The organism is Streptomyces sp. NPDC029151 (genome assembly GCF_055564315.1).
Window position 1 is genome coordinate 305,153 of the sequence record NZ_JBVHWQ010000004.1, and the last position, 12,579, is coordinate 317,731.

The window sequence follows — 12,579 nt, forward strand, 5'->3', positions numbered from 1 at the left end:
GTCCGTACGCATGAGATCTGAACTACTGAACCAATGCTCGACTCGCTTGCCGGAGAAAGAGGCCACCACCGTGACAACGACCACCGACGCCCATTTCGCCAAGATTAAAGAAATCGTCTGCGAAATCCTCGAGCTCGAAGAGGACGAGGTCACGGACGAGGGCCTGTTCAATGAGGAGTACGGCGCCGACTCGCTGCGTGCCATCGAGATCCTGGGTTCGCTGGAGCGCGAGTTCGGAGTGGTCATCGACCAGGCCGAACTCGCGCGGATGACGAATCTTCGGGGTGTCTACGACGTGGTCGCCGAAACCGCGGGCTGGGCGAAGCAGTAGTCCCCGCACAGGAATGAGGAGCTGATGGCGTCACCTGACAGGCGGGTGGTCCTGACCGGGCTGGGAGTGCTGTCGAGCATCGGGACCGGGGTCGAGGAGTTCACCGCCGGGCTGCGGGCCGGGCGCAGCGGTGCGGGGCCGATCACGGTGTTCGACACCGCCGGTTTCGAGCACTCCACCGGCTGTGGGATCGACGCGTTCGACGCGGCGGCCTGGATCCGGAACCTGCCCGTCGACTCGCTGGGGCCCGCGAGCCGGTTCTCGGTGTCCGCGGCGCGGATGGCCGTCGCGGATGCCGGACTCGACCTCCGGGCGCTGCGCGAGCGGCCCGGCGTGGTCTCCATCGGCACCACCGACGGCGAGTCACGGGACCTCGACGAGCTGGTGGAGACCGAGCTGGCGCACGGCCCCGCGGCCATGGACCCCCGGGTCGCCCGCCGGCTCCGGGCCGCCCGGCTGTCCTCGGCCGTGGCCCTGGAGCTGGGCCTGCGGGACGTGGAGGCGGTGACCATCCCCACCGCCTGCGCCGCCGGGAACTACGCCATCGGCTACGGCTACGACGCGGTCCGCTCCGGGGACGCCGACTTCGCTCTCTGCGGCGGCGCCGACGCCATGTGCCGCAAGACCTTCGCCGGGTTCTACCGGCTGGGCACCATCGCCCCCGACCGCTGCCGCCCCTTCGACGTCGACCGCAACGGCATCCTCACCGGCGAGGGCGCCGGTGTCCTGGTGCTGGAGGATCTGGAGTCGGCACTCGCCCGCGGGGCCCGGATCTACGCCGAGGTGCTCGGCTACGGCCTCAACTGTGACGCCTACCACCAGGTCGCGCCGGACGGCTCCAGCGTGGCCCGGGTGATGGAGCTCGCGCTGGAGAACGCCGGCGTGAAGCCGCACGAGGTCGACCTCATCTCGGCGCACGGCACCGGCACGAAGGCCAACGACATCACCGAGTCCCAGGCGATCCGGGAGGTCTACGGAGACCGGCCGCCGCGCACCGTGTCCGTCAAGTCGATGCTCGGGCACACCATGGGCGCGGCGAGCGCGCTGGCCGCGATCGCCTGTGCGCTGGCGATCACCCACAGGTTCATTCCGCCGACCATCAACCACCACCGCACGGACCCGGAGTGCCCGATCGACTGCGTGCCCAATCACGCCGTCGAGGCCGACCTGCGGATCGTGCAGAACAACGGCCTCGGCTTCGGGGGCAACAACGCGGTCGCGGTCCTGGGCCGATACGAGGAGTCCCGTTGAACGAGCACGCAGGCTGGCCGATCGCCGGAACCGGCGCGGTGGCCGCCATCGGCCGGTCCCCGGCCGAGATCTTCGATTCCCTGTGCGCGGGCACGTCCGGCCTGCATCCGATGCGGGGTTTCGAGCGCTCGTACTACACCGGCGACCGGCTGTACGAGATCGATGACCGCGGCCACGCCGGCGACGTACCGGGCCGGGCCACCGCCTTCCTCCTCGAGGCGGTCTCGCAGGCGGTCTCCGAGGCAGGGCTGGACGAGCGGCTGGGAGACATCCCGGTCCTGGTCGGCACCGGCCTCCGAGAGCTGCGCTCGGTCGAGTTGTGGGCCCGGGACGGTGTCCCGTACCCGCCCGGGGAACTGCACTTCGGCACCGCGCTGCGGGAGCGCTTCGGCGCGACCATGACCCACACCATCTCGAACGCCTGCTCGGCGTCGCTCTACGCACTGGCGATGGGCACCGACCTGCTGGCCGCCGGCGCCGAGACCGTGATCGTGGCCGGCGTCGACACCGTCACCGAGAGCATGGTGGGGATCGCCGACCGGCTCCAGTCGGTGGCACCGGACACCGTGCGCCCCTTCGACCGGGACCGGATGGGCACGGTCCTCGGCGAAGGCGCCTCGGCCGTGGTGCTGCGCCGCACCGAGGACCCGGACCGCCCGGCCCCCGGCCGGGTGCGGGGCGTCGCCGTCAACTGCGACGCCCACCACACCACCGCCCCGGATGCCGGGAGCATCGCCGCCGCGATGCGCGAGGCGCACCGCAGGGCCGGCGCCAGGCCTGAGGACATCGACCTGGTGATGCTGCACGGCACGGGAACCCACGCCAACGATGCCGCCGAAGCCCGGGCCCTCCGGGCGGTGTTCGGCCCCGCCCCCGAAAAGGCACTGATGACCGCAATGAAGTCGATGACCGGCCACACGTCCGGAGCCTCCGGACTGCACAGCCTGATCGTCGCCCTGCGCGCCATGGCGGACGGCCTGGTCCCGCCGACGCTCGGCCTGAACGAACCGATCGAGGAGGCCGGCGGGTTCCGGATCGTACGGGACGCGGCCGCACCGGCGGACCTGGCGCTGGCGCAGGTCAACGCCTTCGGCTTCGGCGGTGTCAACGCGGTCGCACTCGTGGCCGGCCGGCGATGACCGCGGTCGCCACCGGCGTCGGCCTGGCCGTGCCAGGCGCGTCGGCCGCCACGGAACTCACCTTGCGCACCGCCGAGGGCGCGGCGCCGGTCGATCCGGCGGCCCGGATCGGCAAGAAGGGTCTGCGGTACCTGGATCAGGCGACCCGGCTCGCGCTCTGCGCCGCACGGGACGCGCTGAACGCCGCCGGCCTGATGACCGGCGACGCGCGGCTGACGTCCGCCGGCAGCGGCGCCCCGGCCGTGGCCGCCGAGCTGCTGGTGCCCGCCGAGTCGGTCGCGGTCGTCGTCAGCTCGAACTTCGGCAACCTGGACTCGGTGTGCGAGGTCGCCACCACCATCGCGGCCGACGGCGGCACCCGCCTCCTCAGCCCGGTCTACGCGCCGCGGCTGTCCAGCAACGTCACCGCCTCCGAGATCGCGATCCGGTTCGGCCTGCGCGGCCCGAACCTGATGGTGTGCAACGGTCCGACCTCCGGTCTCGACGCGGTGCACTGGGCCACGGTCCTGCTGTCGGGCGGCCGCGCACGGTACGTCCTGGTGGTCGGCGCCGAGCCGGCCAACGACGTCGTCCGCCGCCTGACCGGGCACGAGCATCCGTTCGACGGCGCCGCGGCGCTGGTGCTGGAGTCCGCGGCGGGCGCGGCCGAGCGCGACGCCCCGGTACTCGCCGGGTTGGACGGCTACGTCCGCACCGGCTCCCTGGCCGACTGCGTCGCCGCGCTCGGCGGCGTCCCACGGGCCTGGCTCCCGCCGCGGCACACACCGGCGGACGTCCTGTCCGGCGTGCCCCGGCACGATCTCGAGGACCGCTGGGGCCCGGCCTCCGGCGCGCTCGGGGTCCTCCAGTGCGCCGCCGCGGTGGGTCACTTCGCCGGCGGTGGCAGCGGCCCGCTGTACGCGGTGGCGGGTACGGACGCCGACGACGCGGTCGCCGGGCTCGTCCTCACCGCACCGGGCGGCGTGGTGACCGGGGGCGGGGTGGGCCGCGCGTGAACGCGGCATTCCCGCCCAGCGGCGTCAGGCCCGTGCTGCTCCGGCAGCGGACGATCAGCGACGGAGCCGGACCCCGGGTGCTGCTCCTGCACGGCATGGCGGACAGCGGCACCGTCTGGGAACGGCTGATCGCGCTCGCGCCGCAGCGCCCGGAGCTGCGCCGAGCCGAGCTCCACACGGCCGAACTGCCGTGGCGCGGCACAGGCCCGCCCGACTGGGCGCACCGCCTCGAGTCCTCGTCATGGCTCGCCGAGACGCTGGAGGAGCTGGCGGACACCGTGGGCCCGGCCGACGTCGTGGTGGCGCACTCCTTCTCCGCCATGCTGCTGCTCGACCTGGTCTGCGGTGCGTCCGCGCGCACCGGGCACCGGCTCAAGGGCATGGTGCTGGTGTCCCCCTTCTTCCGGCCCAGGCCGGAGGACTTCGACTGGGACACCATGGCGGCGCTCCCGGAACAGTTCGTCCGCACCATGGAGGAGGGCATCCGGGTGGCGGCCGGGCCGCGGTCGAAGCCGGCGCTGCACCGTGTCCTCGCGGAGCGGCTGTGCACGACGATCGGCCCCTACGGCTGGTCGCGGTTCTTCGAGCTGTACCTGCGCACGCCGTGGCTGCGTACCGCGGAGGTGCGCACGCCCGCGCTGGTCGTGTCCGGTGCCGACGACCGCATCGCGGTGACCGGCGAGGCGCAGGACCTGGTCGCCCGGATGCCCGCGGCGGCCCTGCACACGGTCGAGGGGACCGGGCACTTCCCGATGGCCGAGCAGCCGGCACGGTTCGCCGACGCGCTCGGCGGCTTCCTGCGCCGTATCTCCGCCGCCCCCGAAGCGGCCGGGGAACGGCCCCGTTCAACGCTAGTGGAGCGAATCTGATGGCTGACATCGACACCGCGGTCAAGAACGTGGTCACGCAGACCACCACGGTCTCCCTCACGCCCGGGTACGAGGGCGCGAACATCGGCACGTACATCGGCTTCAAGCACGTCAACTACCTCGTGGAGAAGGCGGTGATCGAGCACTTCCGGCGGCAGGAACTGCCGGTCGGCGGGCTCTACGAGAAGTACGGCCTCGGTTTCGACCTCGTCGAGCTGGAAGCCCGGCTGCGCGGCGGGGTGTTCGTCGACGACGAGGCCGTACTCGAGGTGAAGCCGGTGACGGGCGACGACGACACCGCGTTCCGGTTCAAGGTGGCCATCACCGTGCTCCGCGACGGCGAGCCGAAGAAGATCGTCACCGCTTCGGCGGCCGCCGTGTTGCGCCGGGACGAGGACGACCGGCGGCTGCCCGGCCGGGTGCCCGCCCCCGCCGCGCTCGACCGCTTCACCGTGGCCACTCTGGGCACCCCGGAACCCGGTGAGGCCGTCCCGGACACGGACGGGGAGCTGCGTTCCGGCGGCACGGCCGATCGGGACCCCGTGCTCGACCAGCTCCTGGCCGGGCGCAACGGCTACGGCTGGAAGTTCCGCATCCCCTACCCGTACGTGCACTACTTCAGCCGGATGCACATGTCGGCGTATCTGCGGCAGATGGAGGAGGCCAAGCACCGCTTCGTCGACGCCCGCGGCATCTCCATCGGGGCACAGCTCGCCGAGCGCAACTGGATCCCGGCGGTCACCCACTCCCGGATCGAGATACTCGGCGAGGCCCTGCTCGAAGAGGACCTCTACACCGTCTACACGGTCGAGAGCTTCTTCAAGAACCTGCTCTACACCGCGCGCATGGACTGCTACGTGGTGCGTGACGGCCGGCTGGCCCGGGTTGCCACGGGTGTGATCACCCACGGCTACGGCGTCGTGGAGAACGGCAACCAGGCACGGGTCGTCACCTGGGACGACCGGATCGACCGCGCCCTCAAGGGCCTGCCCGGTGAGGAGTCGTGACGGCGCCCGTCATCACCGCCTGGTCCGCCGTCTCGCCCTTCGGCCTCGGCCGGAGGGCCTTCGCGGCCGGCGTCGCGGCGGGGACGTCCGCGGTGACCCGGCCCGAGACGTGGCCCGTCCCGCGGCAGCGGGTCGCGCCGGTACCGGGTTTCGTCACCGCGGAGGTGCTGGGGCGCAAGGGCACCCGGTCGATGGACCGGGTCTCGGCCCTCACCGCGGCCGCGGCCGACGAACTGCTCGGCGCGGACAGCCGCCATCGCGAGGTCGCCGCCGGTGAGTGGGCTGCGCTCGTGCTCGGCACCACCGCCGGCAGCAACCGGAGCATGATGGACATCACCCGGGACACACACACCCGCGCGATGCCGTTCCACATCGACACGCCGCGGATCCCCAACGCCATCATGAACAGCTCCGCCGCGCAGTGCGCCATCCGGCACAACCTCAAGGGCCCCAACGCGACCGTCGCGGGCGGCAGAGCCGCCGGGCTGTTCGCGCTGCGCTACGCCCTGCGCCTGCTCTCCTCCGGTCGCGCGCGCTCGGTGCTCTGCGGCGGCGCGGAGGAACTCACCCAGGACCGGGGCTGGCTGGAACACCTGGCCGGCGATCCGGACCGGCCGACCGCGCTCGGCGAGGGCTGCTCACTGCTGCTCATGGAACCCGCCGCGCCCCCGGACGGCACGGTGCTCGCCGAGGTCCTCGGCGTCACCCTCGGGGTGTTCGGCGAGGGCGAGCGGGACACCGCGCTGGCGGACTGCCTCTCCCGCGCCCTGGCACGCGCCGGGATCACCCCGGCGGATGTGTGGGCCGTGTCCCCCGCGGTCGGGCAGACCGGGATCCACCTCGACGGGCACGCCCCGCTGATCCTGCGCGGCGAGGAGTCCTGGGGAGACGCCGGTGCCGCGGCGGCACCGTTCCAGATCGCGTCCGTGCTGGCCGCGGCCGAACAGGACCCCGCCGCCGCCGGGCGCGTAGCGGTGGTGCTGTCGGCCGACCGCGACAACGTGCTCGGCTGTGCCCTTTTCCGCATCAGCAAGGCAGCGAGGAGTACCCATGCCTGAAACCCCGTCACCGGTCGCGCTGGTGAGCGGCGGCTCCCGTGGCATCGGCCGGGCGGTGGTGCGCCGCCTGGCCGAGGACGGCCACGACGTCGCGTTCTGCTACGTCAGCGGCGAGGAGCCGGCCCGGGAGCTGGAGAAGGAGATCGGCGAGCTGGGCAGGCGCGCGGTCGCCACCCGGGTCGACGTGACCGACGCGGAGGCCGTACGCGCCTGGGTGCGCGACACGGCGGACGAGCTCGGCCCGGTCGACGCCGTGGTGACGTCCGCGGGTGTGACCAGGGACAGCGCACTGGTGCTGATGCCGGACGAGGACTGGCACACCGTCCTCGACATCAACCTCGACGGCATGTACAACGTCTGCCGCTCCACGATCTTCGAGATGATGAAGAGCCGGTCCGGGGCGATCGTCAATCTGTCATCGGTCGCCGGAGTCCAGGGCAATGCCCGGCAGACCAACTACGCGGCCGCCAAGGCAGGGATCATCGGGTTCACGCGGTCGCTGGCCAAGGAGGTCGGCCCGTACGGGATCCGCGCGAACGTGGTCGCCCCCGGGTTCATCGACACCGACATGACCGCCGGCCTGTCCGAAACGGTTGCCAAGCGGGCCGTCGAGGCGACGGCACTGCGCCGGACGGGACGGCCCGAGGAGGTGGCGGACCTGGTGTCGTTCCTGGTCTCCCCCCGCGCGGCCTTCATCACCGGAACGGTGCTGGAGATCGACGGCGGCATCTCGCTCTGAGCCCTACCGGAAAGGAGGCCACCCGACATGGCCCGTAAACCACCCCGCTGGTACTTCTCCCTGCGCAGCCCGTACTCGTGGTTCGCCTACCGCGACCTGATGGACCGCTACCCCGACGTGGCGGACGCGATCGAGTGGATCCCGTTCTGGGAGCCGGACGGCCAGACCCAGGCACTGCTGGAGAAGGACGGCGTCGAGCTGCCGATCGTGGAGATGTCCCGCGCGAAGAACTTCTACATCCTCCAGGACGCCCGTCGCCTTGCCGAGGCCCGCGGCCTCTCCGTCACCTGGCCGGTGGACCGCGACCCGAACTGGGAGATCGCCCACCTCGGCTACCTGGTGGCCGAGGACGCCGGCCTGGGCCGGGAGTACGTGGCACTGGCCTACCGCGCCCGCTGGCAGCAGAGCCGGGACATCACCGACCGGGCCGTCGTGGCCGAACTCGCCGCCGAACTCGGCCTGGATCCGGCCCTGGTCGCCGGCGCTTCGGATGATCCGGAGCTGCGGCGCCGGGGTGCCGAGGTGCTGACCCGCTCGTACAAGGACGGCCTGTTCGGCGTCCCCTTCTTCATCCACGGTCACGACAAGTTCTTCGGCACCGACCGGTTGCGCGCCTACGTCGCGAAGGTCCGGGGCCGGGAACCGGGTCCGGACGCCGAACTCACCTGGCTGGACGAAGCGGGCCTGGTGCCCGAACCGATACCGGCCGGCGGCGACGCCGGCCATGCGGGCGGCTGCGGCTGACGCCGCGACCGCCGCGACCGCCGCGAAGACGAACCACGGAAGGGATCCCCATGACCGCCGAAGCCACCCCCGACTCCGAAGAGCTGCGCGAGCTGATCGCCGATGTACTGGAGGTCGACGGAGAGTCGATCACACCGGAGATCGACTTCGTCCGCGACCTCGGCGTCGATTCCCTCCTGGCCATGGAGCTGGCCGTCACCCTGGAGCGGCACTACAGGGTCAAGATCGAATCACATGAGATCGGCGACGTGCGGACCATGTCCGACATCTCCGCGCTGCTGCTCCGGAAGCTGCGGGCGTCGGCGGCATGACCCAGGACCTCGCAGCCGGGCGGTATCTGCTCGTCGAGACCCGGTCCGGCGACACCGCCGATCGTTTCCTGGCCGACGCCGCCGCGCTCGCCGGGGCCGGTGAGCGGGTGCGCCTGTTCCTGGCCGCGGACGGCGTCGCGCTCGGGATCCGCGGGGCGAGCCCCGGGCTGACGCGGTTCCTCGGTGCCGGTGGGCAGGCCTGGATCGACGAGTTCACCCTCGCCCACCGGGCGCTGCACGCCGCACCGCTGGCCCCCGGCGTGCGGACCACCGGCATGGGTGACCTGGCGGACTGGCTGCTGGAGCCCGGCACCCGGGTGGTGTGGCACTGACCATGGCCGCGACCGTCGAACGCCGCACCTGGGACGTGCTGGTGGTCCTCACCGCACCGCCCCACACGACCGACGCCCTGACCACGGTGTTCCGGCTGGCCCAGGCCGTTCTGGAGCGGGAGCGCACCATCAGGGTCTGGGCGTGCGGCTACAACACCATGCTGACCCAGTCCTCGCTGGGCGAGACCAAACCCGCCGATCTGCGCGACCCGGCGACACCTGCGCCGACGGCCGGCGCGCTGATCCGGGGTCTGCTCACCGCGTACAAGGGCCGGTTCAGCTGGATCGTCTGCACGGCCTGCAGCGCCGAGCGCGGTGCCCATGACCACATCGCCGAGGTCCGGCTGCGCTCCGACGCCCGGCTGGCGGCGACCGTCGCCGCGGCACACCGGACCGTCTACATCGGAGGTGCTTAGGTGACCTACCTGGTCATCATCGACCGCGGCTACCGCGGCAGCGCGGAGGCGCAGTTCTTCGACGCGCTCTACGGCGTCGAGATGCTCGGCGACCAGCTCGGCGGCATGGACGTGGTGCTGCGCGGGACGAGCGTGACCGCCGCACTGGCCGGTGCCGCTCCGCCGCCCGCACTCCAGGTGGGCCCGACGGTGCTGAACACCCTCGCCGATCCACGGCGGTCCATCGGCGCGCTGGTGGACAAGGGAGCCGCGGTCTACGTCGACGAGCCGGGGCTGGCGGCCTTCGGCCTGGACCGCGCTCCCCTGCTGCCAGGCGTCACCAGGCTGGACACCGCCCGGCTCGCGGCTCGCTGGAAGGACTACGCCGGAGTGTGGTTCCTGTGAGCGGGCTGCGGGGCTACGCCCGCCCGGTCGACGGCGCCGACCGGATCACGGCCCGCGCGGAGGGCGACGAGCTGCTGATCGAGGCGGACAAGGTGGTGCGGTCCAGCGATCCCTACCTCGCCGGGCACTTCCCGGGCGTCACTCTCTACCCGGCGATCTTCCTGCTCGACGGCATCCGGCAGGCGGTCGGTGCCGAGCTCCACCGTTCCCCGTCACTCGCCGCACACCTCGGCCCGGGCGGCCCGGGGGAGGACTGGCTCGAACTGGGGACGCTCGACTCCGCGCGAGTGCTCAGGCCGATGCTCGAAGGCGATGAACTCCGGCTCCTGATCAGGGTGTCGGCCGGACGGCCCGGCGCCCTGCGGGCCGTGCTCGACTGCCGTCGCGCCGACGGAGGCCAGGTCGCGAAGGCGACCGTCGAACTCGTCCGGGGAGGGACCTCGTGAACTCCGGGTACGCACAGCTCCTCGCGCTCCTCCCGGTCCGGCACCCGATGGTGCTGGTGGACCGCGTCACCGGCTTCGACCCCGGCCGCACCATCGAGACCTCCAAGGCCGTGACCGGCAGTGAGCCGTGCTATCAGGACATGGCCGACGGCCTGCCGGCGAAGCGGTACGCCTACCCGCGGTCCATGATCCTCGAATCGTTCGGGCAGTCCGCCGCACTGCTCTGGCTCGGCAGCCCGGATGCCGCCGGGGACGGTCTGCCGATGGTCGGCCGCCTGCGGGACTGCGCCTTCACCGGTTCCGCGTTCCCCGGCGACGTGATCCGTCACCGCGTGCGCGTCGAACGGCTGGTGGAGGGCGGCGCGTTCATGTCCGGTGAGAGCCGGGTCGGCGACCAGGTGATCCTGACGGTGGGATCCCTGATCGCCGTGGTACGCCCGGCGGCCGTGGTCACCGGCGCAGCGGCGGGGCCCGTCGCCGAAGCGCCCTCCGCTTCACGCCACCGCTAACGTGCGGGGTTCACAGGCCGCCTGTTCCCTCGCCTTGGTGCGGGCGAACGCCTGCAGCACCCGGTGCATGGTGAACTTGCGCCTGCCGACCTCGGTCACCAGGTGCTCCGACTCCAGTACGTCGGTCAGCCGGTCGGCCTCGGCGAGCGGTATCCCGGCGAGCGCCGCTCCGCTCTCCAGCGTGAACCCGGCGTCGTCGGCGAGACCCATCTTCCAGAAGTACCGTTTCGCCTCGCAACAGAGCCTCCGGTAGGAGAACTCCAGTTCGGCCCGGACGGAGCTGCCGCGGTCGCCGTCGAGTGCCAGGGAGAGCAACTGGGTGTCGTCGCGCATGGTGCGGACGAAGTGCTTGAAGCCCTGACCGGGCCGATCGGCGAACTTCACGGCGGCCAGCCGCAGCACGAGCGGAAGATACCCGCACAACCGTGCCAGTTCCTCCAACTCGGCCTGCGCACCCACCAGGTGCTCCCGGTCGATGACGGCGCTCAGCACCGCGCACGCCGCCTCCGGAGCGAGTACGTCCAGGGTCAGCCGACGCGCGGCCTCCCGGGCCACCAACCCCGACATCCGGTTGCGGCTGGTGACGATGGTCCGGCAGTGCTCCCCGGTCGCCAGCAGCGGGCGCACCTGATCGGTGTCACTGGCGTTGTCGAGGACGACGAGCACTCTGCGATGGGCGAGCAGCGAACGGTAGCGCTCGACCCGCCGCCGCGGATCCGCCGGGCAGTCGTTCTCGTGCACACCCAGCCCGCCGAGCAGTACGCCCAGGGCCTGATCGGTGTCCAGCGCGCCGTGCCCACCCCTCAGATCGACGTACAGCCGGCCGTCCGGAAAGTCGTCGACCATGCTGTGCGCCCACCGGATCGCGAACGCGCTCTTCCCGACGCCGACCGGGCCCGAAACGAGGAAGACGCTGTTCTGGTGCCGCCGGACCAGTTCGTCAGCGGCCGCGAGCGCCGCCTCGCGGCCGACCAGGTACCCCACGTCGAGCGGGAGGTGATGTGGCACGCTCCCCGCCTTCGGCGTCCCGGAGACCGGGTCACTCTGGGCGGTCTCGCCCTCTGGGCCGTCCTTCGCCTCCGCGGCGTACAGGACTCGCCAACGGGCGAGCCAGCGCTCGGTCTCCTCCGCCACCTTCTCCGGGGGCTGACCGCCGTACACCAGGCAGGCCGTCACGAACGCGGAGACGAACTCCGATCGCGGCAGCTTGTTCCCACGCAGGACCGTGGAAACCGTACTCCGCGGCAGCGCGTCCACCGCGTCACCGTTGGCCGCTCTGGTCTGTCCTCCCAACCGTTGCAAATGCCGCATGGAAGGCTGCCCGACACTCAGCCGAAGTTCCCGCAGCTGTCCTATGAAATCCGATGCCGTGCGAAGCGTCATCCGGGACAGTCACTCCCCCGTATCGCCGGATAAATGTGATGCTGTGACGCCGTGTCATCTGGTCAGTGAATGACTGCGTCTTTCTGGCGTCCGGCCCGCCATACCCTTGCCGAAGCTGCGGGCTGCCAGCCCGAACACCAATCCACCGAGAATGAACCAGGGGTTCCACAGGGCGAGCGTCCAGAACCTCTGCGCGGCACTGATCTCGCCGACGGTCGACGCCCCGGCGATGAGGAGCACCTCGACAACGAGTCCCCGGGTCAGCAGCAGCGCGCTGATCGCGACGCCGAGCCACCGGAGCGCACGCCAACGGCGCCCATGCACACCGCGCCGCCGCAGGCCGAGCGCCACCGCGGCGCCGACGAGGCAGAGAAAGCCCACTCCCCAGAGCCCGCCGACCACGAACCAGGTCGGCCGCTCGGACGCGAGCCGGTCACCGGACGAGACGTCCAGCCCCACTTCCCCGCCGAGGGCCCAGAAGAAATGCAGGCCGGCGAAAGCCACCGCCCAACCGGCAGCGAGAAGCCCATAGCAGCGCGACGAGCGCAACCTCACCTCGCAACCCCCGTTTTGCAACCGCATCGCAGGAACCTGCGACACGGCTGATTCTTTCTCAGCAACACCGGCTCACGCAAGCATTTTTGTCGACGCCCGGTTGTGATAAG

17 protein-coding genes are annotated in these 12,579 nt (G+C 71.8%); 15 read left to right on the forward strand and 2 right to left on the reverse strand.

From position 1 onward, the window contains the following. Positions 1–70 precede the first annotated feature (70 nt). Genes ACZ4VF_RS17890 through ACZ4VF_RS17960 form a run of 15 tightly spaced genes read left to right on the forward strand, consistent with a single transcriptional unit; the run spans position 71 to position 10,531 of the window. A complete protein-coding gene (locus ACZ4VF_RS17890; protein WP_467926913.1) occupies positions 71–331 on the forward strand; it encodes an acyl carrier protein in 261 nt (86 codons plus the stop codon). A gap of 24 nt (positions 332–355) precedes the next feature. Continuing rightward, the gene (locus ACZ4VF_RS17895; RefSeq protein ID WP_467926914.1) at positions 356–1,582 is read left to right on the forward strand and encodes a beta-ketoacyl-[acyl-carrier-protein] synthase family protein; all 1,227 of its coding nucleotides are present in this window, start codon (positions 356–358) and stop codon (positions 1,580–1,582) included. Beyond that, on the forward strand, positions 1,579–2,721 hold the full coding sequence (locus ACZ4VF_RS17900; protein ID WP_467926916.1) for a beta-ketoacyl synthase N-terminal-like domain-containing protein: 1,143 nt from the start codon (positions 1,579–1,581) through the stop codon (positions 2,719–2,721). The genes ACZ4VF_RS17895 and ACZ4VF_RS17900 overlap by 4 nt, the downstream gene beginning before the upstream one ends. Then, a complete protein-coding gene (locus tag ACZ4VF_RS17905; RefSeq protein WP_467926917.1) occupies positions 2,718–3,716 on the forward strand; it encodes a beta-ketoacyl synthase N-terminal-like domain-containing protein in 999 nt (332 codons plus the stop codon). The genes ACZ4VF_RS17900 and ACZ4VF_RS17905 overlap by 4 nt, the downstream gene beginning before the upstream one ends. Next, on the forward strand, positions 3,713–4,585 hold the full coding sequence (locus ACZ4VF_RS17910; protein ID WP_467926919.1) for an alpha/beta fold hydrolase: 873 nt from the start codon (positions 3,713–3,715) through the stop codon (positions 4,583–4,585). Before ACZ4VF_RS17905 ends, ACZ4VF_RS17910 begins: the two co-directional genes overlap by 4 nt. Further along, positions 4,585–5,592 carry an acyl-CoA thioesterase family protein gene (locus ACZ4VF_RS17915; protein ID WP_467926920.1) on the forward strand — a complete coding sequence of 336 codons (1,008 nt, stop codon included), beginning with the start codon at positions 4,585–4,587 and terminating at the stop codon, positions 5,590–5,592. Before ACZ4VF_RS17910 ends, ACZ4VF_RS17915 begins: the two co-directional genes overlap by 1 nt. Beyond that, positions 5,589–6,650 (forward strand): beta-ketoacyl synthase N-terminal-like domain-containing protein, encoded by a 1,062-nt coding sequence (locus ACZ4VF_RS17920; protein WP_467926921.1) that lies wholly within the window; start codon positions 5,589–5,591, stop codon positions 6,648–6,650. Before ACZ4VF_RS17915 ends, ACZ4VF_RS17920 begins: the two co-directional genes overlap by 4 nt. Beyond that, entirely contained in the window at positions 6,643–7,389 is a 747-nt protein-coding gene (gene fabG / locus ACZ4VF_RS17925) for a 3-oxoacyl-[acyl-carrier-protein] reductase (protein ID WP_467926923.1), read from the forward strand. Before ACZ4VF_RS17920 ends, fabG begins: the two co-directional genes overlap by 8 nt. A 27-nt stretch (positions 7,390–7,416) precedes the next feature. Beyond that, positions 7,417–8,133 carry a DsbA family protein gene (locus ACZ4VF_RS17930; protein ID WP_467926924.1) on the forward strand — a complete coding sequence of 239 codons (717 nt, stop codon included), beginning with the start codon at positions 7,417–7,419 and terminating at the stop codon, positions 8,131–8,133. A 50-nt stretch (positions 8,134–8,183) separates the two neighbouring features. Continuing rightward, on the forward strand, positions 8,184–8,444 hold the full coding sequence (locus tag ACZ4VF_RS17935) for an acyl carrier protein (RefSeq protein ID WP_467926925.1): 261 nt from the start codon (positions 8,184–8,186) through the stop codon (positions 8,442–8,444). Further along, on the forward strand, positions 8,441–8,776 hold the full coding sequence (locus tag ACZ4VF_RS17940) for a hypothetical protein (RefSeq protein WP_467926927.1): 336 nt from the start codon (positions 8,441–8,443) through the stop codon (positions 8,774–8,776). Before ACZ4VF_RS17935 ends, ACZ4VF_RS17940 begins: the two co-directional genes overlap by 4 nt. Next, a complete protein-coding gene (locus tag ACZ4VF_RS17945; RefSeq protein WP_467926928.1) occupies positions 8,767–9,192 on the forward strand; it encodes a hypothetical protein in 426 nt (141 codons plus the stop codon). The genes ACZ4VF_RS17940 and ACZ4VF_RS17945 overlap by 10 nt, the downstream gene beginning before the upstream one ends. Continuing rightward, positions 9,193–9,576 (forward strand): hypothetical protein, encoded by a 384-nt coding sequence (locus ACZ4VF_RS17950; protein WP_467926929.1) that lies wholly within the window; start codon positions 9,193–9,195, stop codon positions 9,574–9,576. After that, on the forward strand, positions 9,573–10,022 hold the full coding sequence (locus tag ACZ4VF_RS17955) for a hypothetical protein (RefSeq protein ID WP_467926930.1): 450 nt from the start codon (positions 9,573–9,575) through the stop codon (positions 10,020–10,022). Before ACZ4VF_RS17950 ends, ACZ4VF_RS17955 begins: the two co-directional genes overlap by 4 nt. After that, positions 10,019–10,531, forward strand: a complete 513-nt coding sequence (locus ACZ4VF_RS17960; protein ID WP_467926932.1) for a 3-hydroxyacyl-ACP dehydratase FabZ family protein — start codon at positions 10,019–10,021, stop codon at positions 10,529–10,531. Before ACZ4VF_RS17955 ends, ACZ4VF_RS17960 begins: the two co-directional genes overlap by 4 nt. On the opposite strand, the gene ACZ4VF_RS17965 is transcribed toward ACZ4VF_RS17960, so the two are convergent. Together ACZ4VF_RS17965 and ACZ4VF_RS17970 are read right to left on the reverse strand one after the other, a co-directional pair. Beyond that, complete coding sequence (locus tag ACZ4VF_RS17965; RefSeq protein ID WP_467926933.1) at positions 10,517–11,788, reverse strand: NB-ARC domain-containing protein; 1,272 nt, start codon at positions 11,786–11,788, stop codon at positions 10,517–10,519. The two genes, ACZ4VF_RS17960 and ACZ4VF_RS17965, sit on opposite strands and share 15 nt — an antisense overlap. A 180-nt stretch (positions 11,789–11,968) precedes the next feature. After that, positions 11,969–12,514 carry a DUF3995 domain-containing protein gene (locus ACZ4VF_RS17970; RefSeq protein WP_467926934.1) on the reverse strand — a complete coding sequence of 182 codons (546 nt, stop codon included), beginning with the start codon at positions 12,512–12,514 and terminating at the stop codon, positions 11,969–11,971. Positions 12,515–12,579: the final 65 nt, after the last annotated feature.